Here is a 25,740-nt window from a genome sequence, read left to right as displayed (position 1 = left end):
ATGCAAATCAATAATTTATCCAATCAAAAAACAATCAATTCAATAGTTGACACTCCCTCGCAGCACAAAGGGAGGTTAACTGTTGTTGGCGCAGGGCCTGGCGACATAGAACTCATCACTTTAAAAGCCATCAAGGCTCTAGAAAATGCAGATGTAGTGTTGTATGATGCCTTGGTGAATAAAGAGCTTTTAGAGTATGCTAAGAATGCAGAATTGATTTTTGTAGGCAAGCGTAAAGGATGTTATGCATACCAGCAAGAGCAAATTAATGAACTTATTATAAGTCGAGCAAAATCTCACGGACATGTCGTACGATTAAAAGGAGGTGATCCTTTTGTTTTTGGTCGTGGGTCAGAAGAAATGGAATATGCAGCTTCCTTTGGCTTAGAAGTAGCTATGGTGCCTGGTATTTCATCTAGTTTGAGTGTACCGGCATATCAAAATATACCAGTAACAAAAAGGGGTGCATCAGAAAGTTTTTGGGTGATTACAGGTACAACCAAAGAACACAAATTATCAACCGATGTTGCATTGGCTGCTAAAAGTAGCGCAACCGTTGTAATCTTAATGGGGATGTCTAAACTACCGCAGATTGTAGCATTATTTAAAAGTGAAGGCAAGGCCGACACACCAATTGCCATCATTCAAAATGGTACACGGGAAAATGAAAAATTAGGAATAGGCACTATAGAAACAATTGTTGAGGTTGTGGCGAAAGAAGAATTATCTAATCCGGCTATTATTATAATCGGGGAAGTGGTGAGGCATAGAGAATCATTGATGAAGGCAAAGCTTGAATATTCAAGTGATGAAAATGTCAGGTTGAGCGCAGTCGAAACCTTTAATGGTAAATAGTGAAAAGTATTAAGTAAGTAGAATATAAAGTCGTAAGTAAAATAAAGAGTAGTAGTAAGCGAATGATTTTTGAGTGGAGGCTCAGTACTCAAGACTAACTACTCAATACTAAAGAAGAATTATGATTAAAACAGATATGCTCATAATAGGAGCGGGACCAACCGGATTATTTACGGTGTTTGAAGCGGGATTATTAAAATTAAAAACGCATTTAATCGATGCCTTGCCACAACCAGGTGGTCAGTGTTCAGAGATATATCCTAAAAAACCTATTTATGATATTCCGGCGTACCCAGAAATTTTGGCGGGTACTTTAGTAGATAATCTAATGGAACAGATTAAGCCTTTTGAGCCAGGATTTACTTTGGGTGAAAGAGCGGAAACCTTAGATAAATTAGAAGATGGTTCTTTTGTGGTTACTACCAATAAAGGAACTCAACATAATGCACCGGTAGTTGTAATTGCTGGTGGATTAGGTTCTTTTGAGCCAAGAAAGCCACCCATTTCCAATATTGTAAATTTTGAGGATACTGGTGTTTCTTACATGATTAAAGATCCTGAGGTGTATAGAGATAAAAAAGTAGTCATTGCCGGTGGTGGTGATTCTGCTTTAGACTGGGCAATTTTCTTAACCGATGTAGCTTCTGAAGTTACGTTGGTGCATAGAAGAGATGAGTTTAGGGGAGCATTAGATTCTGTTGAAAAAGCATCAGAGTTAGCGAAACTGGGCAAGATAAAATTGGTAACCAAAGCTGAGGTAAAGGAGTTACATGGTAAGGATCAGCTTGAAGCGGTAGTGCTGAAGCATACCGATAAAGAAAAAGCAGATACTTATTTAGAAGTTGACCATTTTATTCCCTTATTCGGACTTTCTCCTAAATTAGGACCAATAGGTGGATGGGGATTAGAAATAGAGAAAAATGCAATTAAGGTCAACAATGCAAGAGATTACCAGACCAATATACCTGGGGTGTATGCGATTGGTGATGTGAATACGTATGAAGGCAAATTAAAATTAATTCTTTCAGGTTTTCATGAAGCTGCAGTAATGTGTCAGTTTGCATATCAGCAAATCAATCCAGGAAAACGTTATGTCATGAAATATACTACCGTAGGTGGTGTTGAAGGATTTGACGGTTCTAAAAAAGAAGCTAAAAAAGAAGTCGTACAAAGTATAGCATAAGACTTTGATAGTATAAAAGAAACTTCTGATGCTTTAATGTTTCAGAGGTTTTTTTATGACATATTTATAAAATTTCGTTGGCTAAAAAGTCCAGCGAAGTTTTGGATTAGAACGGGTAGTGCCGTTACTTTGCAATTCGTTCATAAATAGATTGAAACGTTATCAAGAAAGGTGGAGGGATTAGACCCTATGAAACCTTGGCAACCCTTTCCCTAACGGATAAGAAGGTGCTACATTCTATCCCTTTTTTTGGGACAGATAACTCAAGAAAGAACACTTTCCTATCCTTTCCTTCCTTGGTATCGTATTAATTTTTAATGAACGTAGAACTTTTTACAGCGTAAAATGAAGGATATTAGGGAAATTTTAAAAGAACGAATTTTAGTGTTAGATGGTGCAATGGGCACTATGCTTCAACGCTATAAGTTTACCGAAGAGGATTTTAGGGGAGAACGCTTTAAAGATTGGAAACACCCTTTACAGGGTAACAATGATTTATTGTCCTTAACACAACCCGAAGCAATTGCTGATGTTCATCGCAAATATTTTGCTGCTGGTGCTGATATTGTAGAAACTAATACATTCTCAAGCACCACCATTGCCATGGCAGATTATTACATGGAAGATTTGGTGTACGAGCTAAATTATGAGTCAGCCCGTATTGCTAAAATGGTTGCCGATGAATTCACCGAAAGAGAGCCGAATAAGCCACGTTTTGTAGCTGGTAGTATTGGTCCGACGAATAAGACAGCAAGTATGTCGCCAGATGTAAATGATCCTGGCTATAGAGCAATTTCTTTTAACGAATTAAGAATAGCTTATAAACTACAGGTTGAAGCATTGTTAGATGGTGGGTCAGATTTACTGCTCGTTGAAACCATATTCGACACCCTGAATGCAAAAGCAGCTTTGTTCGCCATTGAAGAAGTGAAAGAAGAACGAAATATCGATGTTCCTATCATGGTTAGTGGAACGATTACCGATGCATCGGGTAGAACATTATCTGGACAAACAGCAGAAGCATTTTTAATTTCCATTTCCCATATTCCAATTTTATCCGTAGGCTTTAACTGTGCCTTAGGAGCCAGTCAATTAGTGCCGCATTTAGAAGTGTTGGCAACGAAAAGCGAACATGCAGTTTCTGCACATCCAAATGCCGGTTTACCTAATGCTTTTGGCGAGTATGATGAAACTCCGGATCAGATGGCAGAACAAATTAGGGAATATGTGGAAAAAGGTTTGGTGAATATAGTGGGAGGCTGTTGTGGTACCACACCAGAGCATATTACTGCGATTGCCAATTTGGTAAAAGATTTCAAACCTAGACAATTTTCTGTTTTACATTAAGAACATTAGAAGTTATGAGCGGAAAAAACGAACAACGATTTCTAAAGTTAAGTGGCCTTGAGCCATTGATTGTAACCCCTGAAACGAATTTTATTAATGTTGGTGAACGTACCAATGTTGCTGGTTCTAAAATGTTTCTTCGATTAATTAAAGAAGAGAAATTTGAAGAAGCTTTAGTCGTAGCGAGGGAGCAGGTAGAGAATGGAGCACAGGTAATCGACATTAACATGGACGATGGTCTGATTGATGGTAAAGAAGCCATGGTCAAGTTTTTAAACCTTGTAATTGCCGAGCCCGATATTTCTCGAGTTCCTATCATGATTGATAGCTCTAAATGGGAAATCATAGAGGCTGGTTTGCAAGTGGTTCAAGGAAAATGTGTAGTGAATTCCATTAGTTTAAAGGAAGGTGAAGAACAATTCATGCATCAGGCTAAATTGATTAAACGCTATGGCGCCGCTGTAATAGTTATGGCTTTTGATGAAGTAGGGCAAGCCGACAATTATGAACGTCGAATCGAAATTGCTAAGCGTTCGTATGATGTTTTAGTTGATAAGGTGGGTTTCGCACCAGAGGATATCATTTTTGACCTTAATATTTTCCCCGTTGCTACGGGAATGGATGAGCATAAGCTCAATGCCTTAGATTTTATAAAAGCTACTAAATGGGTACGCGAAAATCTTCCTCACGCAAGTGTAAGTGGTGGAGTGAGTAATGTTTCTTTTTCATTTAGGGGAAATAATCCTGTTCGTGAGGCTATGCATTCAGTATTCTTATATCACGCTATTAAAGCGGGAATGAATATGGGTATTGTAAACCCGAGTATGTTAGAGGTTTATGATGATATTCCTAAGGATTTACTGGAGCGTGTAGAAGATGTCATTTTAAATAGGAGGGACGATGCAACGGAACGTTTACTCGATTTTGCGGAATCGGTTGTAGGTAAAACAAAAGAAAGTAAGATTGATTTATCATGGCGAGAGGAGCCATTACAAAATAGAATTACACGTGCCTTAGTAAAAGGTATTGACCAATATATTGTTGAAGATGTTGAGGAAGCAAGACTAGCTGCAGATAAGCCAATTCAGGTAATTGAAGAGAACCTGATGACTGGTATGAACGTTGTCGGAGATTTATTCGGAAGCGGAAAAATGTTCTTGCCACAGGTAGTAAAGTCTGCTCGGGTTATGAAAAAGGCCGTGGCGTATTTGTTGCCGTATATAGAGGAAGAGAAATTACTGAATCCGCAAGAAGGAGATTCTGATAATGCCGGTAAAATTTTGATGGCAACCGTAAAAGGAGATGTTCATGATATCGGTAAGAATATCGTGGGTGTTGTTCTGGCGTGTAATAATTATGAGATTGTTGATTTAGGGGTTATGGTGCCACCAGAAAAAATAATCGCAGCCGCCATTGAACATAATGTAGATATTATAGGGTTAAGCGGGTTAATAACACCCTCTTTGGATGAAATGGTACACATGGCCAAAGAGATGGAACGAAAGAATTTTAAAATCCCCTTATTGATTGGTGGTGCAACAACGAGTAAGGCGCATACAGCGGTAAAAATAGATACGCAATATAACGAAGCTGTGGTTCATGTAAATGATGCTTCAAGGGCAGTTACTGTAGTAGGCGATTTACTTCAAAAAGAAACGTCTGTCGGATATAAAAAGAGAATAAAGGAAGATTATGATGTTTTTAGAGCCAAGTTTTTAAACCGCTCTTCCAGTAAAACATACAAGACGATTGCTGCTGCGCGCAGAAATAAGTTTAAGATAGATTGGAACAAAAGTGAAATTTTTAAGCCTAACAAATTAGGAATTCAAGTTATTGAAGATTTAGATTTAAATCTTTTGGTGCCTTATATCGATTGGACTCCATTTTTTAGAAGTTGGGAACTGCATGGTAAATACCCTGCAATATTAACCGATGATGTAGTAGGCGCTCAAGCGACCGAATTATTTGCCGATGCAAAAGAAATGTTGAAGCAAATTATTAGGGAGAAGCAGTTAAAGGCAAAAGGAATTTTTGGGCTATTTTCTGCCAATTCAATCAACCAAGATGATATCAATGTTTCCTTGAGCTCAGTTCAAGGGCGAGATGAAGAAAGCTACATATTTAGAACACTGCGTCAACAATTACAGAAAAGAGAAGGGGTTGCGGATTATGCTTTGGCAGATTTTATTGCACCTCAAGAAAGTCGAAAGCAAGATTATATAGGTTGTTTTTGTGTGTCCACCGGTTTCGGTACTGCAGAGTTGGCTGGGAAATATGAAAAGAATTTAGACGATTATAACTCCATTTTGGTAAAAGCATTGGCAGATAGGTTGGCCGAAGCATTCGCTGAATACTTACATAAAGAGGTTCGTATGAAACATTGGGGTTATGCGGCTAATGAAGAATTGAGCAATGAAGAATTGATTCACGAATCCTATAAAGGTATTCGTCCGGCACCAGGCTATCCTGCTTGTCCGGATCACTTGGAGAAATTGACCATTTGGGATATTTTAAAAGTTAAGGAAACAATAGGTGTAGAACTAACGGATAGTTTGGCGATGTGGCCTGCGGCATCAGTTAGTGGGTATTATTTTGGAAACCCCGAAGCACGTTATTTTGGATTAGGTAAAATAAAGGAAGACCAGGTGAAAGACTTTGCGGATAGAAAGGGAATAGCTTTCGAAAAAGCTGAGAGATGGTTGTCTCCAAATATTGTAGATGCCTAATTTGCGTTAGGGATTGAAGCGGCATCTTTTCTATTTTTGCTCATGTTTGCCAAAATGAAAATAGGGTTTAGAAATAGAAAAAATATAGCGTAAAGCCCGACCGTTAGGTAACGCCCAAAAAAGGAATAAAATAAAAGTTTAGAAGTAAAGTCGATTACGTATAAAACGACCAACTTAATTAAAATGAAAGTAACAGACCATATCACCAACGCACAAGGAAAGACCTTATTTTCTTTCGAAATTGTACCACCTGTGAAAGGGCGAAATATACAAGAACTGTATAATAACATAGATCCATTGATGGAGTTTAAACCTCCGTTTATTGATGTGACCACATCTAGGGAAGAGACTATATATGTACAGAAAGAGGGACTTTTAGATAAGAAAACAACACGTATGCGACCTGGTACCGTGGGTATTTGTGCATCAATTCAACATAAGTATAATGTTGATACCGTGCCGCATGTTATCTGTGGTGGTTTTACCCGTGAAGAAACGGAATATATGTTGGTTGATTGTCATTACCTAGGTATCGAGAATGTAATGGCGTTACGGGGAGATGCACGAAGTGAGCAAAAATATTTTGAACCTACAGATGGCGGACATCCATTTGCAATTGACTTGGTGAAACAAATTCAAGATTTAAACTGCGGTAAATATTTACATGAAACAATAGAGAGCGAATACTCAAGCGAATTCTGTATTGGTGTAGCAGGTTATCCTGAAAAACATCTAGAATCACCTTCCTTACAATCAGATTTAAAACGATTGAAGGAGAAGGTAGAAGCAGGTGCCGATTATGTAGTTACACAGATGTTTTTTAACAACCAGAAATATTTTGAATTTGTTGAGGCTGCGAAGAATATAGGGATTACAGTTCCAATTATACCAGGTATAAAACCTATTGCGGTAAAGCGTCATTTGCAATTGTTACCACAGGTTTTTCGAATAGATATTCCTCAAGATTTAATTGAGGCGGTAGACGGTTGTACTTCAAATAAAGATGTGCGTGCTGTTGGTATAGAATGGGCCATTCAACAATCTAAAGAATTGAAAGAAGCTGGCGTGCCTGTTTTACATTACTATTCAATGGGAAAATCAGATAATATAAAGGCGATTGCTAAAGAACTTTTTTAGTTATAAAATAGAATCGGGTAAGGAGTACAAGGTATATGTCGGTATTGGTTTGAAGATGATAGAATAAAAGAACTTAATACTAAATACGCTCTACTAAATTCTAATATCTATTTTTGCTTTCAATGAATTTTAAGTTTCTTTTCTTCTTACTCTTTTCTATAACCTTTTGCTTTTCACAAGAAAGGTCAGAGCTTAATAAATACACGCTAGACGTAAATCAATTTTACGGGTCTATTATCCTGCATAATCCAGATATTTCGCATTTGATTGAAGAACACCCAACTGGTGTAATATTGAGCTATAATCGTAAGACCTACGGCTCTAAGGATTGGGAAGAACTATATAATTATCCTGATTTAGGGTATTCTTTTATTTACCAGGATATGGATAATGAGACCTTAGGAAAGAACTATAGCTTATATGCCCATTATAACTTCTATTTTTTTAAACGAAATATACAACTAAGAGTAGGTCAGGGAATTGCTTACACAAGCAATCCGTATGATAAAACAAGCAATTTTAGGAACAACGCCTATGGGTCCGATTTTTTGAGTTCGACCTATCTAATGTTTAATTATCATAAAGAGAATATTTTTAAAGGATTAGGTTTTAAAGCGGGTATTTCAATAATTCACTATTCTAATGCTAATTTTAGGGCGCCTAATACATCGACAAATACCATGGCGTTAAATGCTGGATTGGTGTATGACCTTGATGGCGGTACGGAAATTGAATATATCCACAGAGAAAAGGAAAAGGTCACGGAACCTTTACGATATAATTTTGCAATTAGAACCGGATTGAATGAAAGTGATGTTATAAATTCAGGTCAATATGGTTTTGTTGTACTTTCTACTTATGCTGATAAGCGCTTAGGGCGAAAAAGCGCTATTCAGATTGGAGCAGATGTCTATTTCTCAAATTTTTTAAAGGAATTGATACGCTATCAAAGTATCGCGTTTCCTGAAAATAATGTTGCTGCAGATGACGATTATAAAAGGGTGGGAATTTTTGTAGGTCATGAACTGTTCATTAATAAAATGTCTATAATATCTCAATTGGGATATTACGTGTATTATCCTTTTGACTTTGAAGGGCGTATGTATAATCGTATGGGACTAAAGCGTTATTTTGGTGATAATGTTTATGGGGCAATAACCTTGAAATCGCACGGAGCAAAGGCAGAAGCCGTTGAACTTGGTGTTGGAATAAGATTATAAGATGTCAGAAATTAGAATTCATACTATTGTAACTTGTCAAATCGAGTCAGTCTTGAAGGTCGGAAGGCGCAGTAGATACCTTTTTGTTTTGTTTACTATTCTATTCTTAAGTATATCCTTCAATTCCTGCGACTCTGAAAATGCAGCGGATTGTTTTCAAGATACTGGAGAAATTATAAGGAATGAAGTTGAGGTACAGGAGTTTGAAAAGATTACTGTTTTTGAAAATGTAACCTTAGTAATAAAGCAAGGAGATACACAAAAGGTAGAAATTGAAACCGGTGAAAATTTGCGAGTTGAAGTTGATGCCGTCGTTGAAGATGGCCGTTTACTGCTTACGGATACGAACGATTGTAATTATGTACGAGCTTACGGCACAACAATAGTCTTTGTGACAACACCAAATTTGACAGAAATACGCAGTAGTACAGGTTTTCCTATTCGTAGCGATGGCGTTTTAAGCTTTGATCGTTTAAACTTACTATCTGAAAGTTTTTCGAATCCTGAAGCAGAGACTACAGATGGGGAGTTTAATTTAGATTTAGATATTACATCTTTAAGTATTACAGTCAATGGAATTGCCTATTTCAACTTAAGGGGAAATGTAGAAAATTTGAATATCAACATTGCAGCCGGAGATTCTAGAATCGAGGCTGAAGAGTTGGTAGCCCAAAATGTAAATATTAATCATAGAGGCTCGAACGATGTACTTATTAATCCGCAATTAAAAATTTCGGGTGTGCTTCGAGGTACAGGCGATGTTTTAAGTTATAACAGACCTGCTGAGATCGACGTTCAAGAATTGTATAATGGCAGGCTTATTTTTGTGGAATGAATCCCATACTTAGATATTTAAAAAATGTATTTGCTGCTAAACGAGTTTTAGGCGAAAATCTTGAATTGATGGGTTTGGTAAAAGCAGATTCGCTTTTACAAGAGATGTATGCAAAAAATAAGTTTCCAGGTTTAGCAATTACCGTTCTAAAAGAAGGAGAGACCATTTTTCAAAAAGGGTTTGGTTATGCCGATACAGAGCAAAAACAGTTCATAGATCCACGAAAATCTATCTTTAGAATAGCTAGTGTTTCCAAACCTATTGCTGCAACGGCATTAGCACATATGGTGCAAGATGGATTAATTGATATTAATGAGTCTTTCTACACCTATGTTCCTGATTTCCCTAAAAAACGTTGGGATTTTACAATACGACAATTAGCAAGTCATACTGCGGGTATTCGAGCCTATAAAGGAAAAGAATACGGATTGAATGAGCCGTATAGTATAAAAGATAGTTTAACCGTTTTTAAAAATGACCCTTTGTTATTTGAACCGGGTAAAGGATACTTGTATAATAGTTTTGATTGGGTGATGATTTCAGCAGCAATGCAAGAAGCAAGCGGTATTCCTTTTGAGGAATATGTTCAGGAAAAAGTATTGAATCCTTTGGGTATGATAAATACATGTATTCCAAAGTGTCATCCTGAGGGCAGTCGAAGGTATGATGGTACTAAGGTGAAAGAGATTACAGAAATCAAAGCGACTAAAAACGTTGCTACCTTTTACACCAAATGTTTGGCAGGTTTTAGAAAAGCAATTCCTGTAGATAACTTTTACAAACTAGCAGGTGGCGGATACCTTTCCACATCAAAAGATATTGCCAAATTCGGACAAGCATATTTAGAAAAGAGAATTGAGGTTAAAGCAGAATTCCTTGATCAATTTTTAACTTCTCAAGAAGTTAACGGTAAACCGACATACTATGGTTTGGGTTGGCAGGTTAGTGAAGATACTAAAGGAAGAAAATTTTATGGACATGTAGGTAACGGAGTAGGAGGCTATTCTAATTTCTTTGTATATCCAGAAGAACAGCTAGTTTTTTCAATTCTGATTAACTGCACGGACCCTAAAATTCAGCCGGAGTTAGATGCTGTTATCACTTGTTTTTTTAACGAGGTTGATGCTTAGTGATTTAATTATTTTTTAAGTTTTAAAGAAAGGGTATATTAGTCTCACCAACTATTGAGATTTTGAATACCCTATGAGTCAACCAACAGAGACCTCCCAAGTTTTAGAAAATAAAAAAACCATAAAATGGCTTCAGCGGTTAAAAGACGAAAGCTGGGAAGCAGAATTATTGGTCTCCGCCATTGCCATATTCGGTACGTTTCAATTATTCGGTCTGGTAGAATGGATTACGAACAGGTACATTGAACTTTTGCCAGTAGAGCAATATAAATATGGATATTTCATAGTCTTTATGGGGCTATTGGCCGTTAGTATATTGGTTTCAATGTTTGTTATTCACTTTTTTTTACGAGCCTATTGGATTGGGTTAGTAGGTCTTAATTCAGTTTTTCCGGAATATGGAGTAGAGGATAGTGCCTATTCTAAAATCTACACTGAAAAAATATTAGGGATATTACCTAAACAAGAAGAAACAATTCAAAAAGTAGATGAGCTGTGTAGTGTCATATTTTCTGCTGCTTTCACCATATTACTGATATATTCTTATTTAGCGCTTACACTAAGTATTTATATGCTGATTTATAATTTGTTGTCAGAATATGTGAATACGTATATACTTTTAGCACCTGCGGTATTAATTGGTGTATTATTAGTATTCCAAACCATCTTCGGTATTATTGGAAATTTAAAGCAGTTTAAGAATAATGTTGTTATTCAGACTTGGTTGTTTAAGGTAGTGAAATGGGTGTCAATGGTAACTTATGGTCCGTTATACAAGTATTTGTTGCAGGTTTCAATGGTTTTTGGTTCAAACTTTAAGAAAAAGAAGTCATTGGTGTATTTGGTTTTATTGTTTTTTGTTTCAGGAATGTGTGTAGCAGTTGTTAAAGTGAATGACACTAATATTTTCTATTTGATTAAACAGGATGTCCACTATGCGGATCAAATGCATTTAAGCTATTATTATGACCAAAATCCAGACAATTTCTTTTTGGTCACACCACAAATTCAGTCCGATATTATAGAAGGTAAGACAGTTAAATTATTTATTCCCATTTTTAATAATGAGCGTAATTATCAAGATAATGCCTGTGGAGAATATGTTGATGATAAACAACAACAGATGGTAAAAAATAAGATTCTTGCTCGTAAATTTTATTTAGAACGCTACCACAAATACCATACAGTCAAGTTGAATGGTGCTATTGTAAATATCAATTTTCTTAAGAAGAATCATCAGACTTCAGAGCAATTTGGTATGGTTGGTTTTATCGATAAGGAGCTATTGCAAAAAGGGAAAAATACAATTGAAGTAACCAAAACCTTAGGAGATGTTCGAGAGTATAATTGGTCTATTCCGTTTTATTTTCAACCGAGTTCAGGTATTTCTCAATAGATTTATGCGAGATTATTTTTAATAGTAATTTTTGATTTATTTTCTACTTTAGATAAAAATTAAAACTATGAAATATTTAAAAGTGAAACTCTTTTTGGTCCTGTTTGTAGTCGTAATTGCGAATAGCATGGCGCAAGAGATTACGTCTTTTGCAAGCATGTGGGGTATGGAATATTATCAAGATGATCAAAAAATAACCAAAAAGGATGTTAAAGACCTTTTCTCCAAAAACGAGGAAGTATATATGCACTGGAAAAAAGCAGACACCAAGGAAGTGGTGGCTGGCGTCGCTTTACTTGGTCAATTTGCAGTCGGTATTTGGGGTATATCAGAATTAATTAACGATGACCCTAATTTATCGAACCGTGACAAAGCTAAAAATGCAATAGGACCATTAGCGGGTAGTTTGGGTGCTGGTATAATTGGAGCTATTTTTTTGAATAGTGCCAATAAATCTAGAAAACGAGCAATCCTATCTTATAATAAACAGTTCGATAAAAAAACAACATTTAGGTTAGAACCGGTTGCTAATGGATCGGGGTTTGGTTTGGCAATCAAGTGGTGATAATTTTAGGTATTTAACACAAAAGCTTCAATATTTGAAACAGAAATTGAATTTTTCAAAAAAATAATAGCTAAAACAACCATTTTTAAATATAATTACTACTTTAGCCAAAGTTTACAAGAGCAATGACAAAACAATATTTCTGGACAGGTTTTTATTTCTACTTCTTTTTTAAGAGAGGTACGGGACTGTTCTAGCATATTTTAAAAATAAAATAGAATTAAGTTCCGATATATGTCGGAACTTTTTTTTTGAAATTAATTGAGTAAAAGTGAGTTTAAAAATAGCCATACAGGGAATTAAAGGTTCCAACCATCACCAAGTAGCAAAAGATTGTTATGGAGATGATATAGAGCTTGTCGAATGCCTTTCGTTCGATGAGTTGGTTGATAAATTATTATCGAAAGAAGCGGATCAAGGGGTGATGGCTATAGAGAATTCGATTGCCGGATCAATTATCCCAAATTATGCTCTTGTCAACCATAACGACTTACATATTATAGGGGAATATTACTTAAACATTCATCATAATTTGATGGTGCTGAAAGGGCAAAAAATTTCAGATATTTCTGAAGTGAGTTCACACCCTATGGCATTATTGCAATGCAAGGAATATTTTAGACAATATCCGCATATTAAATTGGTAGAAGATGTCGATACTGCTGAAACGGCAAAACGTATTCAAGAACAAAAATTAGCGCATGTAGCAGCCATTGCACCAAAAGTTGCGGCAGAATTATATGGTTTGGACATCGTAGCAAATGACATACAGACTATTAAAAATAATGCAACCCGTTTTATCATTGTACAAACAAAAAACGATGCGTTGCCAGAGGCCGAAATTACGAAGGCTTCCATTCGTTTTATTACCGACCATAAAAGGGGCAGTTTAGCTGCTGTGCTTAATGTTATGAGCGATTGCAGATTAAATTTAACGAAAATACAATCATTGCCAGTTATAGAAACACCTTGGAAATATGCCTTTTTTGTGGATGTAACTTTTAACGATTTTGCAGATTTTACAAAGGCAAAAAGTCTATTGAACATCATGGCAGAAGATTTTAAGGTTTTGGGTGAATATAAAAATGTGAGAGGATGATACAGACCGCTGATAGACTTAAGACTGTTCAGGAATATTACTTCTCTAAGAAATTAAGAGAGGTGCGCGGTTTAATGGCGCAAGGTAAACCTATCATTAATATGGGGATCGGGAGTCCAGATTTGACTCCTTCAGAACATGTATTGAAAGCGATACAGAATTCTGTGTTTGAAGCTGGTGCACATCAGTATCAAAGCTACCAAGGCTTACCTCAATTAAGAGAGGCTATAGCAAGTTTTTATAACAAGAGATTTGACGTAACTGCAGATCCTGCCACTGAAATTCTCCCATTAATGGGGTCTAAAGAGGGTATTATGCACATTAGTCTTGCATTTTTAAATGCAGGTGATGAGGTGTTGATTCCGAATCCTGGGTACCCGACATATACATCGGTAACTAATTTGGTAGGGGCTGTCCCAACATATTACGACCTTACAGAAGAGAATGGTTGGTTTCCAGATTTAGAGGTGTTGGAGGAGCAAGATTTGTCTAAAGTCAAAATTATGTGGTTGAGTTACCCACATATGCCAACAGGTGCTACCGCAACTAGAGAACAATTTGTGAAAATTGTAGCCTTTGCAAAAAAGCATACTATTCTGTTGGTAAATGACAATCCATATAGTTTTGTGCTGAATACAGACCCAGCAAGTATTTTAAGCATACCTAATGCTAAAGATGTTTGTTTAGAATTGAATTCATTAAGCAAAACCTTTAACATGGCTGGTTGGCGTGTAGGTTTTGTTCTAGGAAGCGAAGAACATATCAATGCTATTTTAAAGGTCAAGAGTAATATGGATTCGGGTATGTTTTACGGCATTCAGAAAGGAGCAATAGCGGCATTGGAGAGCAGTGATGACTGGTTCGTTGAATTGAACAAGGTATATAGTGCACGTAGAGAATTGATTTTTCAATTGGCAGATACGCTTGGCTGTTCTTATGATAGAGATGCTGTTGGCTTGTTTGTTTGGGCAAAATTACCTGAAGGTAGTGTGGCATCCGAAGCATTTATAGATCAGATATTATATAAAAAGGATTTGTTCATAACACCAGGAACCATTTTTGGTAGTAATGGCGAAGGGTATATCCGCTTTTCACTATGTATTACTGAGGATAAAATTAAAGAAGCAATCGCAAGATTTTAGTTTAATGAATGTATTTGTAATCGGTATAGGTTTAATTGGAGGTTCTTTAGCGAAAGACATAAAGTCTACGCAAGAAGATGTTACCGTGTATGGTATAGATTCTAATGACACACATTTGGCAGAAGCCAAAGAATTAGGAATTATCGATAAGAAAGCGACCTATCAAGATTTACAATTGGCAGATATGGTGATTGTAAGTATCCCTGTAGATGTGATGGTGACCGAGATTCCAAAAATATTGGATGCCGTACCTGAAGATTGTGTTGTATTTGATGTGGGGTCAACGAAAGCTTTAATTTGTAAAACGTTGGAGAGCCATCCGAAGAGAAGAAATTTTCTAGCATGCCACCCAATATCAGGAACAGAATTTTCTGGTCCGTCGGCAGCGATAAATGATCTGTTCAGAGATAAGACGAATATTATTTGTGAAGTTGAGCTGACTGCCTTTAAGTTACAAGAAAAAGCTTTGCAAATTTTTCAAGCGATAGGTATGCGTATTCGCTATATGAACCCTGAAGCGCATGACAAGCATATCGCATACGTCTCTCATTTATCGCACATAAGTGCTTTTATGTTGGGTAAGACAGTAATTGAGAAAGAGAAAAACGAACGTGATATTTTTGATATGGCGGGCAGTGGATTCGAAAGCACGGTTCGTTTGGCAAAAAGTTCGCCGGCAATGTGGACTCCAATTTTCAAACAAAATAAGGAGAATGTGGTCGAGACATTAGATGAGTATATTCAAAATCTAACAGCATTTAAAGAGTTGTTGTTACAAGATGATTACGAAGGCATTTACAATGAAATGAACAATACCAATAAGATAAAAGGAATATTAAAAGGAATACCGTTAAACAAGAAATAGAATAATTAAAATGGAAAATTCAAAACAAATGAGAACATGGTTGGATGATTTAAAACTAGACCATCCACTAGTAATAGCAGGGCCATGTAGTGCGGAAACAGAGGAGCAAGTGTTAGGAATAGCACACTCCCTAAAAGATACCGATGTAAATTATTACAGAGCAGGTATTTGGAAACCACGTACTCGCCCAGGAAATTTTGAAGGTGTAGGCGCATTGGGCCTTAAATGGCTTCAAAAAGTTAAAGCAGAAACTGGCATGAAAACTGCGACGGAGGTTGCAAACCGTGCACATGTAGAATTGGCTTTAGAGCACGATATCGATTTATTATGGATTGGTGCAAGATCAACTGTTAGTCCGTTTATCGTTCAAGAAATTGCAGATGCATTAAAAGGAACTGATAAAATTGTGTTGGTAAAGAATCCTGTGAATCCAGATTTAGCTTTATGGCTAGGAGCTGTTGAACGTTTGGCTACTGCAGATATAAAAAATTTAGGGGTAATTCATAGAGGTTTCTCAACGTATGAGAAAACTAAATATAGAAATATTCCAGAATGGCAAATGCCAATTGATTTGCAGACTAAATTTCCAGATTTACCTATCATTAATGATCCTTCTCATATTACAGGGAATAGAGATATGATCTTTGATGTATCGCAAACTGCTTTGGACCTTAATTTTGATGGTTTAATGATTGAAACTCATCATGATCCAGACAATGCTTGGAGTGATGCTGCACAGCAGGTGACACCATCTGTATTGGTGCAAATCATGAAAGATTTGAAAATACGTAAAGAGGATAACACTGAAACGGAATACAAGGCTAAATTGAACAACTTAAGAGCGAATATTGATATTTTCGATAATCAATTACTTGAGACTTTAGGTAAGCGTATGAAAACTTCAGATGCAATTGGCGCTCTTAAGAAAGAGAAGAATGTTGCTGTTTTACAGAGTACACGGTGGAACGAGATTTTAGGAGCAATGATTTTAGAAGGGGAAACCAAAGGACTTAGTGAAGAATTTGTTCTTCGTATGTTTAAAGCGATTCACCAAGAGTCTATTCGCCATCAAGAGAAAATAGTGAACGGGTAAGTTCTGCTTAACTTTTAGATAAAAAAACATCCGTGACACACGGATGTTTTTTTTTGCTTAAATACTATAAAGTAGGAAAAATTACACAAAATTACAATATGAAGAAAAGTCAGTCGTTAGGGCTATAATAAACCGATAAATAATCAAACTTTAGAGTATGAAAAAATATTTACTTATTACGATTATGCTGATAGTATCCTTACCAGCAAAAGCACAATCTTATATAGGGTATTTGACTGACAATTATAGTGGTGTTAATGGTGTAATTGCCAACCCGGCAAATATTGCCGATTCACGTTTTAAAACCGATATCAATTTAATAGGCGCAAGTGCTTTTTTTGCAAATGATTACTTAGGTGTAGGGTTTTCAGATTTAACATCAAGTAATTTTGAATATGATACAGATGCAAAATTGTCGCTATCAAACAATAATAATTTTTCAGGAACAGTAGATGTTTTAGGTCCTTCATTTATGTTTAATGTGGGTAAAAAATCTTCAATTGCCATATTTACTAGAGCAAGAACGGTTATTTCGGGTAATGAATTTAATGGTAAAAGTATTGATGACCTTGATGATAGTATAGATGAAAGTCAAGATTTTTTAGTAGATGAAGGTGATTTCTATGCGGCTGGTAATGGTTGGGCTGAAGTAGGGTTTACCTATGCCCAAGAGTTAATGAATAAAGAACAACACTTTTTAAAAGGCGGTCTTTCTTTGAAATATCTAAAAGGATTCGGAAACGCATATGTTACTGGTAGAAATGTGACTATTAATTATGATGCCAGTGGCGCTACATTACCTGATAGTTCAACAATCGGTACATTAGAATCAACAGGCGATTTGTCTTATGGTCGTGCAGATGGTTATGATAGCGATAATTACGATTACGAAGTACCTGATGCTAAGGGTTTTGGAGTCGATTTAGGCTTTGTTTATGAATGGAGGCCTGATTATGCCGATTATGTAGTTACTGGTACTGATGGCGTAAAAACCGTCATGAAGGATAAGAATAAGTACAAGCTTAAGCTAGGGTTGTCTCTTACAGATGTTGGATCGGTAAATTATAAAGGTGGTTTAATTGATAGCTACAATATCAATAATACGATTACCCAAGATGATTATGACAATATCGAAGATTCTGATGATTTGCAAAACTTATATACGTTTACGCAGGCAACTGAAGATATTAAAGCTGGTTTACCAACAGCGCTTCATTTTAATGCAGATTGGAATATTAAGAATCATTTTTATTTGAATTTGAATACAGATTTGTCAATGCGCTCTGCAGGTGAAAATGTAATGAGAACTGCTAATGTAATCTCGTTAACGCCTCGTTTTGAGAGTAAGTGGTTTAGTTTTTACTTGCCAGTAAGTAGCTATCAATATAGCGGAATGCAAATAGGAGCAGGTTTAAGAGCAGGGCCACTTTATATAGGTTCAGGGTCGCTAATTTCTACATTAACGAGAAGCGAGATTAAAGGCGCAGATATTTATGCAGGTTTAAAAATACCTGTTTATTACAGCCAGCCAAAAGATTCTGATGGAGATGGAATTCCGAATAAAGAAGATAGTTGTCCTAAAGATTTCGGACCTATTGAAAATAATGGCTGCCCTTGGGGAGATACAGATGGTGATACGGTTTTAGATAATGAAGATGATTGTGTTGATGAAGCCGGTCCAGTTGAAAATGGTGGTTGCCCTTGGATTGATACCGATGGAGATTCTTTAATGGATAATGAAGATGAATGTATTAATGAAGCGGGACCAGTTGAGAACAACGGATGTCCTTGGCCAGATAGTGATGGTGATTCAGTTCTTGATAAAGATGATGAATGCCCTAACGAAATGGGAACGGTTGCTAATAACGGTTGCCCAGAACCCGAAATGACTGCTGAGGTTCAAAAATCATTGAATGAATATGCACGTACCATTTTATTTACTACGGGTAAGTCAACTATAAAAGATGAATCTACTCCGGTGTTAGTTGATATTATTAGCATATTGAATGAGTACCCAAATGCAAACTTTACAATTGAAGGTCATACCGATAGTATAGGTTCTGTTCAAACCAATCAGAAATTATCAGAAAACAGAGCTCAGTCTGTATTGAAGTTTTTAATTGATGGAGGTATTGCACCCGCCCGTCTTAAAGCGGTAGGTTATGGAGAGAGCAAGCCTATTGCTACAAATATGTATAAAGATGGAAGACAGAAAAATAGACGTGTAGAAATCAACTTGGTGAAGTAAATTGAAACAATCTTAATAAAAAAAGCCCGGTCTATTGACCGGGCTTTTTTTTATTTTGTTTTTTATCTCTTAAAAATATATCGGGTAATAAATATACCAGAAGAATCACCTTTACCGCCATCACTTTCTACAGCACTGGTTACAAAGGCTAGTTCCCAACCATCTGCTACCATTGCGTTGATTTTAGAGGTGATTATGGCATCATTAGCGGCAATATTTTGAAAACGGATACCACCAATATTAAAGAAATTCAACAACTTAGTTTCATCAAAGTCTTTTACCCTAATCTCGTCTCTTTTCGATTTGTTACGGGTATTGTCATCTTCGGTTTGGGTAGAGGTAAATTCTGCATAGTCCTTTTCCTCATTACCATCTATAATTCTAGAGCGACCTAATCCGCTGGATACTATAGATTCAACGCTAGTAATTACTTTAAACTCCTGTGCACTTAAACTTAGTGCGCCACTAAAAATTAATAAAATACTAAAAATGCTTTTTTTCATGATTTTGGTTTTTTAATAATTGGTCATCTTTTAGATGATTATAAAATACTAACACTTCAAAACATGTTAAATTGTATAAAATAGTCTGAAATATAATAATGTATCAATTTGTGACTAAGCAAAAATGAGCTTAAGAAATAAAAAAACCCGATGTATTTACATCGGGTTTTTTATAAGAAGTGTATTTTTTATTGAATAGAGAAATCAAATACAGATTGATTATCTCTTCCTTGTGGTACTTGTCCTTGGTAGATAAAGCAATATTCACCTGGCTCTAAAGAATCAGGAGTAACCTTAAACTTGTTACCTTCAATTTCTTCAATTGCAAAGTTCAAAGCATATTTTGGGTCAATGCCGCTACTGCTAGTAATCCAGCTTTCTTTTCCTGTAATAACTTCTCTAAGGTTTTTCTTTTCTTTTACAGTAAGTTTTACCAAAACAAATTCGTTCGGGTTACTAGCCATTCTAAACCACCAGTTAAAAATACCAGAATCACTACCTTGGTTGTTTTGCATATTGTCAACTTCAGTAACACTTGGGTCAAAAATAAAAGTAAACTCAGGCTGACTTTGACGTATGATATTATTCGATTGAGTTTTTGGTAGTTGTGCTTTTTGTTTTGAGTTTATTAAACCAGAAACTAATTTTTGTGCTACAGCATTTGAATTTGCTCCAGAAAATACACTTGGTTGAACCAATTTGTCTTCTCCACTAGCATCAGTAAAATAAATTCCCGTTTTAGATTTTGTGTTCTGTTTAGATTTCTCCATAATTAAGGACAAAATTTCAGAAGAAACACCTGCATTTTTCATTTCACCTAAAGCAGAAATAGAAGCATCGAATTTTACATCAGAGGTGTTTATTTTATCGATGATCATATAATCGTCGAAACCTAACTCTACCATCTGTACTACAGATTCGTTCGTGATTGTTTCTTGTGCGAAGCCGATAGTGGTAATCGCAAATACCGTAAATAAGAATAGTTTTTTAATCGTTTTCATTTTCAAGTTATTGGTTAATGTTCTACGTTGTAATTCAAATTTATAGTATTTTTTGTATTGAAAGCAGTTACTTTGTATAAATGGAAGGTATTTTGCATAAATGGTAGGAATTGTATACAAATCTACAGGTAGTTGGTACACGGTTAAATCAAATAATGGTGATTTCTATAACTGTAAGATTAAGGGGAAATTTAGAATAAAAGGTATAAAAAGCACGAACCCAGTGGCAGTGGGTGACCGAGTTCACTTTGAGGTGGAAACTATTGGAGATGATACTATTGGGATAATTCATGAAATTGAAAAACGTAAAAATTATATTATACGTAAGTCGGTAAACCTTTCAAAACAGACGCATATTATAGCGGCTAATCTTGATCAGGTTTTTTTGTTGGTTACATTGAATAATCCACCAACCTATCCTGTTTTTATAGACCGATTTTTAATTACGGCAGAAGCTTATGAAATTCCCGCAGTACTTCTTTTTAATAAAGTAGATACGTATACTCCCGAGGAAACTGACGAAATTAAATTTTTAGCGGCGCTATATCGAAATATTGGGTATACCTGTATCGGTATTTCTGCGGTTACAGGAAAAAATGTAGATACGGTAAAAGAGATGATGATAGGGAAAACTTCCATGTTTTCTGGTCATTCAGGTGTAGGCAAATCGACATTGGTTAATGCAATAGAACCTACTTTAGATATTAAGACAAAAAAAATATCAGAACAGCATCTACAAGGCCAGCATACTACCACCTTTGCCGAAATGTTCGATTTAAGTTTTGATGCACGTATCATAGATACCCCAGGTATTAAAGGTTTCGGTATTGTAGATATGGAGAAAGAGGAAATAGGAAATTATTTTCCTGAATTTTTTAAATTAAAGCAGCACTGTAAGTTCAATAATTGCATACACATAGATGAACCTAAATGTGCTGTAAAAGATGCCCTAGAATCTGGCGATATAGCATGGAGTAGATATCAAAGTTATTTGCAAATGGTAAAAGGCGAAGATGAGAATTATAGGGTTGATATACATGATGAGAAAAAATGAGGGTAGTTATACAACGTGTTACCAAGGCTAGTGTTACAGTAGATGAAAAGCAAATTAGCGCTATAGAGTCTGGGTTACTTATTCTTGTAGGTATTGAAAATTTAGATTCACAAGAGGATATTGACTGGTTATCAAATAAAATAGTAAACCTACGTATTTTTAATGATGACCAAGGTGTAATGAATAACTCACTTCTTGAAAGTAATGGCGATGTAATTGTTGTGAGTCAATTTACACTGCATGCGTCTACTAAGAAAGGAAATAGACCCTCGTATATAAATGCTGCTAAACCAGAAACAGCTGTGCCAATCTATGAAGCTTTTGTAAAGGCTTTAGAGTTGAAACTTGGTAAAAAGGTAGGTACTGGTATATTTGGTGCAGATATGAAAGTAGAGTTGTTGAATGATGGTCCGGTGACTATAGTTATTGATACAAAAAACAAAGAATAATGAACATTGAAAATGCACAAGTAGCCGTAGATGATTGGATAAAGGAACATGGCGTTCGTTATTTCAACGAATTAACGAATATGGCACAATTGACCGAAGAGGTGGGCGAGGTTGCCCGTATTATTGCTAGACGCTACGGAGAGCAAAGTGAAAAAGAATCTGATAAGAATAAAGATTTAGGTGAAGAATTGGCCGATGTACTATTCGTAGTGTTGTGTTTGGCGAACCAAACAGGTATCGATTTACAACAAGCTTTTGATAAAAAGTTAGATTTAAAAACAAAGCGTGATCATGACCGCCACCACAGCAATAAAAAGTTGAAATAGCCGTATATTTGGCGTTCTATTTTTAATTCTATACGCTTTGAAACTTCACTTAACTGGTCCATCAGATAAACATCTAAACGAAACTATTACTATAACGGGTTCTAAAAGTGAATCTAACCGTAGTCTGCTATTGGCTGCGTTGTATCCAGCGATTAGCATAGAGAACTTATCGAATTCAGATGATGCTCAGGTGATGGAGCAAGGGTTGAAAATTACGGAAGGCACCGTAGATATACATCATGCAGGTACTGCGATGCGTTTCTTGACAGGGTATTTTGCTTCACAAGAAGGGAAGGAAGTTGTGCTTACAGGGTCAAAAAGAATGACCGAAAGACCCATTGAAATTTTAGTCGATGCTTTAAAATCGTTGGGCGCAGATATCTCTTATGTGCAAGATGAAGGGTATCCGCCTATAAAAATTAAAGGGAAGCGTATTGTTAAGGATAAAGTTAGTTTGCCTGCTAATGTAAGTAGTCAATATATTTCGTCTTTATTACTGATTGCACCAAGTCTAGAAAACGGATTAGAATTAGAGTTGGTTGGTAAAATTACATCAGTACCTTACATAAAAATGACATTGGCATTGCTTGAAGAGATAGGCGTGAAAACTTCATTTGAAGGCAATAGAATCAAAGTTTCATCTCAAGATAAAGTTGCGTCTAGCACACTTGTTGTAGAATCTGATTGGAGTTCTGCTTCCTATTTCTATAGCATATGCGCACTTTCAGACCCAGGCACCGAAATAACCTTATCCGCATATAAAAAAGAAAGCCTTCAAGGTGATAGTGTGCTAGCTAAAATTTATACCTCTTTTGGTGTTGAAACTACTTTCGGAGAAAATATAATCACTTTAAAGAAGACAGATAAAAAAGTTTCCACAGAAAATGAGTTCGATTTGGCTAATGCGCCAGATATTGCCCAAACCATTGCAGTTACCTGTTTTGGTTTAGGTGTTGGTTGTCATTTAACAGGATTGCATACTTTAAAAATTAAGGAAACCGACCGATTAGAGGCATTGGATACCGAACTTTCAAAATTAGGGGCATCTATTTCGGTAACCGATAAAACACTTACTCTTTTGCCGACCAAAGCAATTACTGCTGATGTTTCCATTGACACCTATAATGATCATAGAATGGCTATGGCATTCGCTCCGTTGGCAATGCGCACCACTCTTTTTGTGAACAATGCAGAGGTGGTTTCTAAGTCATATCCAGATTTTTGGAATGACCTTAAACAGCTTCATTTTACCATAAGAGAATTATAATTAGCGTTTTACTTGACAAGGCCTATCTGCAGATTGTATCTTTGCAGCCGCAATTTGCTACATTAACAAAATCAGCTACATGAAATTATCAAATTTTAGTTTTGAGCTTCCAAAAGAATTATTGGCAGAGCATCCTTCTGAAAATAGAGATGAGTCCAAATTAATGGTAATCCATAGAGATACTGGAAAGATTGAGCATAAGATGTTCAAAGACATGATCGATTATTTTGAGGAAGGCGATGTCATGGTTCTGAACAATACAAAAGTATTCCCAGCCCGTTTATATGGTAACAAAGAAAAAACCGGTGCACGTATCGAAGTTTTTCTTTTACGAGAATTGAACGAAGAGCAACGCTTATGGGATGTTCTTGTAGATCCAGCACGTAAAATACGTATTGGTAATAAACTATATTTTGGCGATGATGAAACTCTAGTTGCTGAGGTTATTGATAATACAACATCAAGAGGAAGAACTTTACGTTTTTTATATGATGGTGCATATGTTGATTTTAGAAGAAAACTTAGGGAATTAGGTGAAACACCTTTGCCAAAGTATATAAAAAGAGAAGTTGAAGCTGAAGATGAATCACGCTATCAAACTATTTATGCTAAGCATGAAGGTGCGGTTGCTGCCCCTACTGCTGGTTTACACTTTTCTAAACACTTATTAAAGAGATTGGAAATTAAGGGAATCGACTTTGCAGAATTAACATTGCATGTTGGTCTTGGTACTTTTAATCCAGTAGAAGTTGAAGATCTTTCTAAGCATAAAATGGACAGTGAAGAACTGTTTATTGATGAAAAAGCTACACATATTGTAAACAATGCGAAGTTGAAAAAACGTCGTATTTGTGCAGTAGGTACCACTGCTATGCGTGGTTTAGAAAGTGCAGTTTCTTCAAAACATACATTGAATACCTTTGAAGGTTGGACAAATAAATTCATTTTCCCTCCGTATGATTTTAGCCTTGCCAATGCCATGATAACCAATTTCCATTTACCTAAATCAACATTATTGATGATGGTATCTGCATTTATGGGTCATGATTTAATGAACAAAGCTTACAAAGAAGCTATTTTGGAAAACTATAAGTTCTATTCTTATGGTGATGCCATGTTAATTATATAAGTACGAGTCATTCCTTATACTTAAGGAAATAATATTGAATCCCGCTTTATCTAACTATTTAGAAAGCGGGATTTATTTTAATAACTACCTTTAAAACTATGGAAGAGATAAAGAAAAAAGATATCCGAGCACTAACGCGTGAGCAGCTTAGGGATTTTTTCGTTTCCAATGGGGATAAGGCCTTTCGCGGAAACCAAGTTTACGAATGGCTTTGGCAAAAGGCGGCCTATTCTTTTGATGTGATGACAAATCTATCAAAAGAAACTCGGGATATGCTAGAGGCTAATTTTGTTATCAATCATATCAAGGTAGACCAAATGCAACGCAGTTCAGACGGTACTATTAAAAATGCGGTACGTTTGCATGACGATTTAATTGTAGAATCAGTACTGATTCCCACAAAATCAAGAACTACGGCGTGTGTATCTAGTCAAGTGGGTTGTAGTTTAGATTGTAGATTCTGTGCTACTTCTAGGTTAAAAAGAATGCGAAATCTAAATCCTGATGAAATTTATGATCAGGTAGTGGTCATTGACAATGAAAGTCGTCTTTATTTTGACCGACCATTAAGTAACATTGTGTTTATGGGCATGGGAGAGCCTTTAATGAACTACAATAATGTGTTGAAAGCGATAGATAAAATAACATCTCCAGATGGGTTAGGTATGTCGCCAAAACGTATCACGGTATCAACATCAGGTGTGCCTAAGTTGATTAAGAAAATGGCCGATGATGAAGTTAAGTTTAAGCTGGCTGTTTCACTTCACTCTGCAATAGATGAAATTCGTACTTCTATTATGCCGTTTAATGCCAAGTTTACTTTAAGTGATTTACGAGAATCATTGCAGTACTGGTATGAAAAGACTAAAAGTAGAATTACCTATGAGTATGTTGTTTGGGAAGGAATCAATGATGCCCAAAAAGATGTAGACGCTTTGGTAGCTTTCTGCAGATTTGCACCTTCTAAGGTGAATTTGATAGAGTATAACCCTATAGATGATGGTGAGTTCAAACAAGCATCAAATGCAGCTATAGATCGTTACGTAAGTACGTTAGAAAAAAACAACATTGTAGTCACTGTCCGTCGTTCTCGTGGTAAGGATATTGATGCTGCCTGTGGTCAGCTGGCGAATAAATCTTAAATAGAAGCAAGTAATCACAATCGCTTTT

At 36.0% G+C, this 25,740-nt stretch carries 23 protein-coding genes and 1 riboswitch; of the genes, 21 read left to right on the top strand and 2 right to left on the bottom strand.

Annotated elements, in window-relative coordinates; translation table 11 throughout:
- The 15 genes from cobA (at position 1) to B5X55_RS14320 (ending at position 18,841) form a co-directional block, all read left to right on the top strand.
- On the top strand, positions 1 to 855 hold the full coding sequence (cobA, locus tag B5X55_RS14390) for a uroporphyrinogen-III C-methyltransferase (RefSeq protein ID WP_079513331.1): 855 nt from the start codon (positions 1 to 3) through the stop codon (positions 853 to 855).
- A 121-nt stretch (positions 856 to 976) separates the two neighbouring features.
- Positions 977 to 2,038, top strand: coding sequence for an NAD(P)/FAD-dependent oxidoreductase (locus B5X55_RS14385; RefSeq protein WP_079513330.1), 1,062 nt, complete (start codon positions 977 to 979; stop codon positions 2,036 to 2,038).
- Between the two features lie 156 nt (positions 2,039 to 2,194).
- Positions 2,195 to 2,303, top strand: a riboswitch (SAM riboswitch).
- A gap of 80 nt (positions 2,304 to 2,383) precedes the next feature.
- Positions 2,384 to 3,385, top strand: a complete 1,002-nt coding sequence (locus tag B5X55_RS14380; RefSeq protein WP_079513329.1) for a homocysteine S-methyltransferase family protein — start codon at positions 2,384 to 2,386, stop codon at positions 3,383 to 3,385.
- A 14-nt stretch (positions 3,386 to 3,399) separates the two neighbouring features.
- A complete protein-coding gene (metH, locus tag B5X55_RS14375; protein WP_079513328.1) occupies positions 3,400 to 6,111 on the top strand; it encodes a methionine synthase in 2,712 nt (903 codons plus the stop codon).
- A 183-nt stretch (positions 6,112 to 6,294) separates the two neighbouring features.
- On the top strand, positions 6,295 to 7,248 hold the full coding sequence (metF, locus tag B5X55_RS14370; RefSeq protein ID WP_079513327.1) for a methylenetetrahydrofolate reductase [NAD(P)H]: 954 nt from the start codon (positions 6,295 to 6,297) through the stop codon (positions 7,246 to 7,248).
- A gap of 122 nt (positions 7,249 to 7,370) precedes the next feature.
- Positions 7,371 to 8,468, top strand: a complete 1,098-nt coding sequence (locus B5X55_RS14365; protein WP_079513326.1) for an acyloxyacyl hydrolase — start codon at positions 7,371 to 7,373, stop codon at positions 8,466 to 8,468.
- 1 nt (position 8,469) lies between these two features.
- The gene (locus tag B5X55_RS14360) at positions 8,470 to 9,303 is read left to right on the top strand and encodes a head GIN domain-containing protein (protein ID WP_079513325.1); all 834 of its coding nucleotides are present in this window, start codon (positions 8,470 to 8,472) and stop codon (positions 9,301 to 9,303) included.
- On the top strand, positions 9,300 to 10,433 hold the full coding sequence (locus B5X55_RS14355; RefSeq protein WP_079513324.1) for a serine hydrolase domain-containing protein: 1,134 nt from the start codon (positions 9,300 to 9,302) through the stop codon (positions 10,431 to 10,433). The genes B5X55_RS14360 and B5X55_RS14355 overlap by 4 nt, the downstream gene beginning before the upstream one ends.
- A gap of 73 nt (positions 10,434 to 10,506) precedes the next feature.
- Positions 10,507 to 11,829, top strand: a complete 1,323-nt coding sequence (locus B5X55_RS14350) for a hypothetical protein (protein ID WP_079513323.1) — start codon at positions 10,507 to 10,509, stop codon at positions 11,827 to 11,829.
- A 67-nt stretch (positions 11,830 to 11,896) separates the two neighbouring features.
- Complete coding sequence (locus tag B5X55_RS14345) at positions 11,897 to 12,394, top strand: hypothetical protein (RefSeq protein WP_079513322.1); 498 nt, start codon at positions 11,897 to 11,899, stop codon at positions 12,392 to 12,394.
- 271 nt (positions 12,395 to 12,665) lie between these two features.
- Positions 12,666 to 13,493, top strand: coding sequence for a prephenate dehydratase (locus tag B5X55_RS14340; protein ID WP_079513321.1), 828 nt, complete (start codon positions 12,666 to 12,668; stop codon positions 13,491 to 13,493).
- Complete coding sequence (locus B5X55_RS14335; RefSeq protein ID WP_079513320.1) at positions 13,490 to 14,635, top strand: pyridoxal phosphate-dependent aminotransferase; 1,146 nt, start codon at positions 13,490 to 13,492, stop codon at positions 14,633 to 14,635. The genes B5X55_RS14340 and B5X55_RS14335 overlap by 4 nt, the downstream gene beginning before the upstream one ends.
- Positions 14,636 to 14,639: 4 nt before the next feature.
- A complete protein-coding gene (locus B5X55_RS14330; RefSeq protein WP_079513319.1) occupies positions 14,640 to 15,500 on the top strand; it encodes a prephenate dehydrogenase in 861 nt (286 codons plus the stop codon).
- A gap of 10 nt (positions 15,501 to 15,510) precedes the next feature.
- Positions 15,511 to 16,593: a bifunctional 3-deoxy-7-phosphoheptulonate synthase/chorismate mutase type II gene (locus B5X55_RS14325; protein ID WP_079513318.1), complete on the top strand. Its 1,083-nt coding sequence runs from the start codon at positions 15,511 to 15,513 to the stop codon at positions 16,591 to 16,593.
- Positions 16,594 to 16,750: 157 nt separating this feature from the next.
- Entirely contained in the window at positions 16,751 to 18,841 is a 2,091-nt protein-coding gene (locus B5X55_RS14320; RefSeq protein ID WP_079513317.1) for a DUF5723 family protein, read from the top strand.
- Between the two features lie 62 nt (positions 18,842 to 18,903).
- Here B5X55_RS14320 and B5X55_RS14315 read toward each other — a convergent pair whose 3' ends face one another.
- Together B5X55_RS14315 and B5X55_RS14310 are read right to left on the bottom strand one after the other, a co-directional pair.
- Entirely contained in the window at positions 18,904 to 19,344 is a 441-nt protein-coding gene (locus B5X55_RS14315; RefSeq protein ID WP_079513316.1) for a hypothetical protein, read from the bottom strand.
- Positions 19,345 to 19,532: 188 nt separating this feature from the next.
- Positions 19,533 to 20,345 carry a hypothetical protein gene (locus B5X55_RS14310; RefSeq protein ID WP_079513315.1) on the bottom strand — a complete coding sequence of 271 codons (813 nt, stop codon included), beginning with the start codon at positions 20,343 to 20,345 and terminating at the stop codon, positions 19,533 to 19,535.
- Between the two features lie 100 nt (positions 20,346 to 20,445).
- On the opposite strand from B5X55_RS14310, the gene rsgA reads away from it, so the two are divergent.
- The 6 genes from rsgA (at position 20,446) to rlmN (ending at position 25,712) form a co-directional block, all read left to right on the top strand.
- The gene (gene rsgA / locus B5X55_RS14305; protein ID WP_079513314.1) at positions 20,446 to 21,399 is read left to right on the top strand and encodes a ribosome small subunit-dependent GTPase A; all 954 of its coding nucleotides are present in this window, start codon (positions 20,446 to 20,448) and stop codon (positions 21,397 to 21,399) included.
- A complete protein-coding gene (gene dtd / locus B5X55_RS14300) occupies positions 21,396 to 21,848 on the top strand; it encodes a D-aminoacyl-tRNA deacylase (RefSeq protein WP_079513313.1) in 453 nt (150 codons plus the stop codon). The genes rsgA and dtd overlap by 4 nt, the downstream gene beginning before the upstream one ends.
- Positions 21,848 to 22,174 (top strand): nucleotide pyrophosphohydrolase, encoded by a 327-nt coding sequence (locus B5X55_RS14295; protein WP_079513312.1) that lies wholly within the window; start codon positions 21,848 to 21,850, stop codon positions 22,172 to 22,174. The genes dtd and B5X55_RS14295 overlap by 1 nt, the downstream gene beginning before the upstream one ends.
- Before the next feature lie 37 nt (positions 22,175 to 22,211).
- Positions 22,212 to 23,441: a 3-phosphoshikimate 1-carboxyvinyltransferase gene (locus B5X55_RS14290; RefSeq protein ID WP_079513311.1), complete on the top strand. Its 1,230-nt coding sequence runs from the start codon at positions 22,212 to 22,214 to the stop codon at positions 23,439 to 23,441.
- A gap of 79 nt (positions 23,442 to 23,520) precedes the next feature.
- Positions 23,521 to 24,570 carry a tRNA preQ1(34) S-adenosylmethionine ribosyltransferase-isomerase QueA gene (gene queA, locus B5X55_RS14285; protein WP_079513310.1) on the top strand — a complete coding sequence of 350 codons (1,050 nt, stop codon included), beginning with the start codon at positions 23,521 to 23,523 and terminating at the stop codon, positions 24,568 to 24,570.
- 98 nt (positions 24,571 to 24,668) lie between these two features.
- Positions 24,669 to 25,712, top strand: a complete 1,044-nt coding sequence (rlmN, locus tag B5X55_RS14280) for a dual-specificity RNA methyltransferase RlmN (protein ID WP_079513309.1) — start codon at positions 24,669 to 24,671, stop codon at positions 25,710 to 25,712.
- The last annotated feature ends 28 nt before the right edge of the window (positions 25,713 to 25,740 follow it).

Source organism: Maribacter arcticus, assembly GCF_900167935.1.
Taxonomy (GTDB): domain Bacteria; phylum Bacteroidota; class Bacteroidia; order Flavobacteriales; family Flavobacteriaceae; genus Maribacter; species Maribacter arcticus.
Note: the sequence above shows the minus strand (reverse complement) of the source record. Positions and strands in the feature narration are given on the sequence as shown.

Bases quoted from the DNA above. Each gene is read 5' to 3' on its own strand.
- cobA (WP_079513331.1), top strand. From the start codon at position 1: ATGCAAATCAATAATTTATCCAATCAAAAAACAATCAATTCAATAGTT.
- B5X55_RS14385 (WP_079513330.1), top strand. From the start codon at position 977: ATGATTAAAACAGATATGCTCATAATAGGAGCGGGACCAACCGGATTA.
- B5X55_RS14380 (WP_079513329.1), top strand. From the start codon at position 2,384: ATGAAGGATATTAGGGAAATTTTAAAAGAACGAATTTTAGTGTTAGAT.
- metH (WP_079513328.1), top strand. From the start codon at position 3,400: ATGAGCGGAAAAAACGAACAACGATTTCTAAAGTTAAGTGGCCTTGAG.
- metF (WP_079513327.1), top strand. From the start codon at position 6,295: ATGAAAGTAACAGACCATATCACCAACGCACAAGGAAAGACCTTATTT.
- B5X55_RS14365 (WP_079513326.1), top strand. From the start codon at position 7,371: ATGAATTTTAAGTTTCTTTTCTTCTTACTCTTTTCTATAACCTTTTGC.
- B5X55_RS14360 (WP_079513325.1), top strand. From the start codon at position 8,470: ATGTCAGAAATTAGAATTCATACTATTGTAACTTGTCAAATCGAGTCA.
- B5X55_RS14355 (WP_079513324.1), top strand. From the start codon at position 9,300: ATGAATCCCATACTTAGATATTTAAAAAATGTATTTGCTGCTAAACGA.
- B5X55_RS14350 (WP_079513323.1), top strand. From the start codon at position 10,507: ATGAGTCAACCAACAGAGACCTCCCAAGTTTTAGAAAATAAAAAAACC.
- B5X55_RS14345 (WP_079513322.1), top strand. From the start codon at position 11,897: ATGAAATATTTAAAAGTGAAACTCTTTTTGGTCCTGTTTGTAGTCGTA.
- B5X55_RS14335 (WP_079513320.1), top strand. From the start codon at position 13,490: ATGATACAGACCGCTGATAGACTTAAGACTGTTCAGGAATATTACTTC.
- B5X55_RS14330 (WP_079513319.1), top strand. From the start codon at position 14,640: ATGAATGTATTTGTAATCGGTATAGGTTTAATTGGAGGTTCTTTAGCG.
- B5X55_RS14325 (WP_079513318.1), top strand. From the start codon at position 15,511: ATGGAAAATTCAAAACAAATGAGAACATGGTTGGATGATTTAAAACTA.
- B5X55_RS14320 (WP_079513317.1), top strand. From the start codon at position 16,751: ATGAAAAAATATTTACTTATTACGATTATGCTGATAGTATCCTTACCA.
- B5X55_RS14315 (WP_079513316.1), bottom strand. From the start codon at position 19,344: ATGAAAAAAAGCATTTTTAGTATTTTATTAATTTTTAGTGGCGCACTA.
- B5X55_RS14310 (WP_079513315.1), bottom strand. From the start codon at position 20,345: ATGAAAACGATTAAAAAACTATTCTTATTTACGGTATTTGCGATTACC.
- rsgA (WP_079513314.1), top strand. From the start codon at position 20,446: ATGGTAGGAATTGTATACAAATCTACAGGTAGTTGGTACACGGTTAAA.
- dtd (WP_079513313.1), top strand. From the start codon at position 21,396: ATGAGGGTAGTTATACAACGTGTTACCAAGGCTAGTGTTACAGTAGAT.
- B5X55_RS14295 (WP_079513312.1), top strand. From the start codon at position 21,848: ATGAACATTGAAAATGCACAAGTAGCCGTAGATGATTGGATAAAGGAA.
- queA (WP_079513310.1), top strand. From the start codon at position 23,521: ATGAAATTATCAAATTTTAGTTTTGAGCTTCCAAAAGAATTATTGGCA.
- rlmN (WP_079513309.1), top strand. From the start codon at position 24,669: ATGGAAGAGATAAAGAAAAAAGATATCCGAGCACTAACGCGTGAGCAG.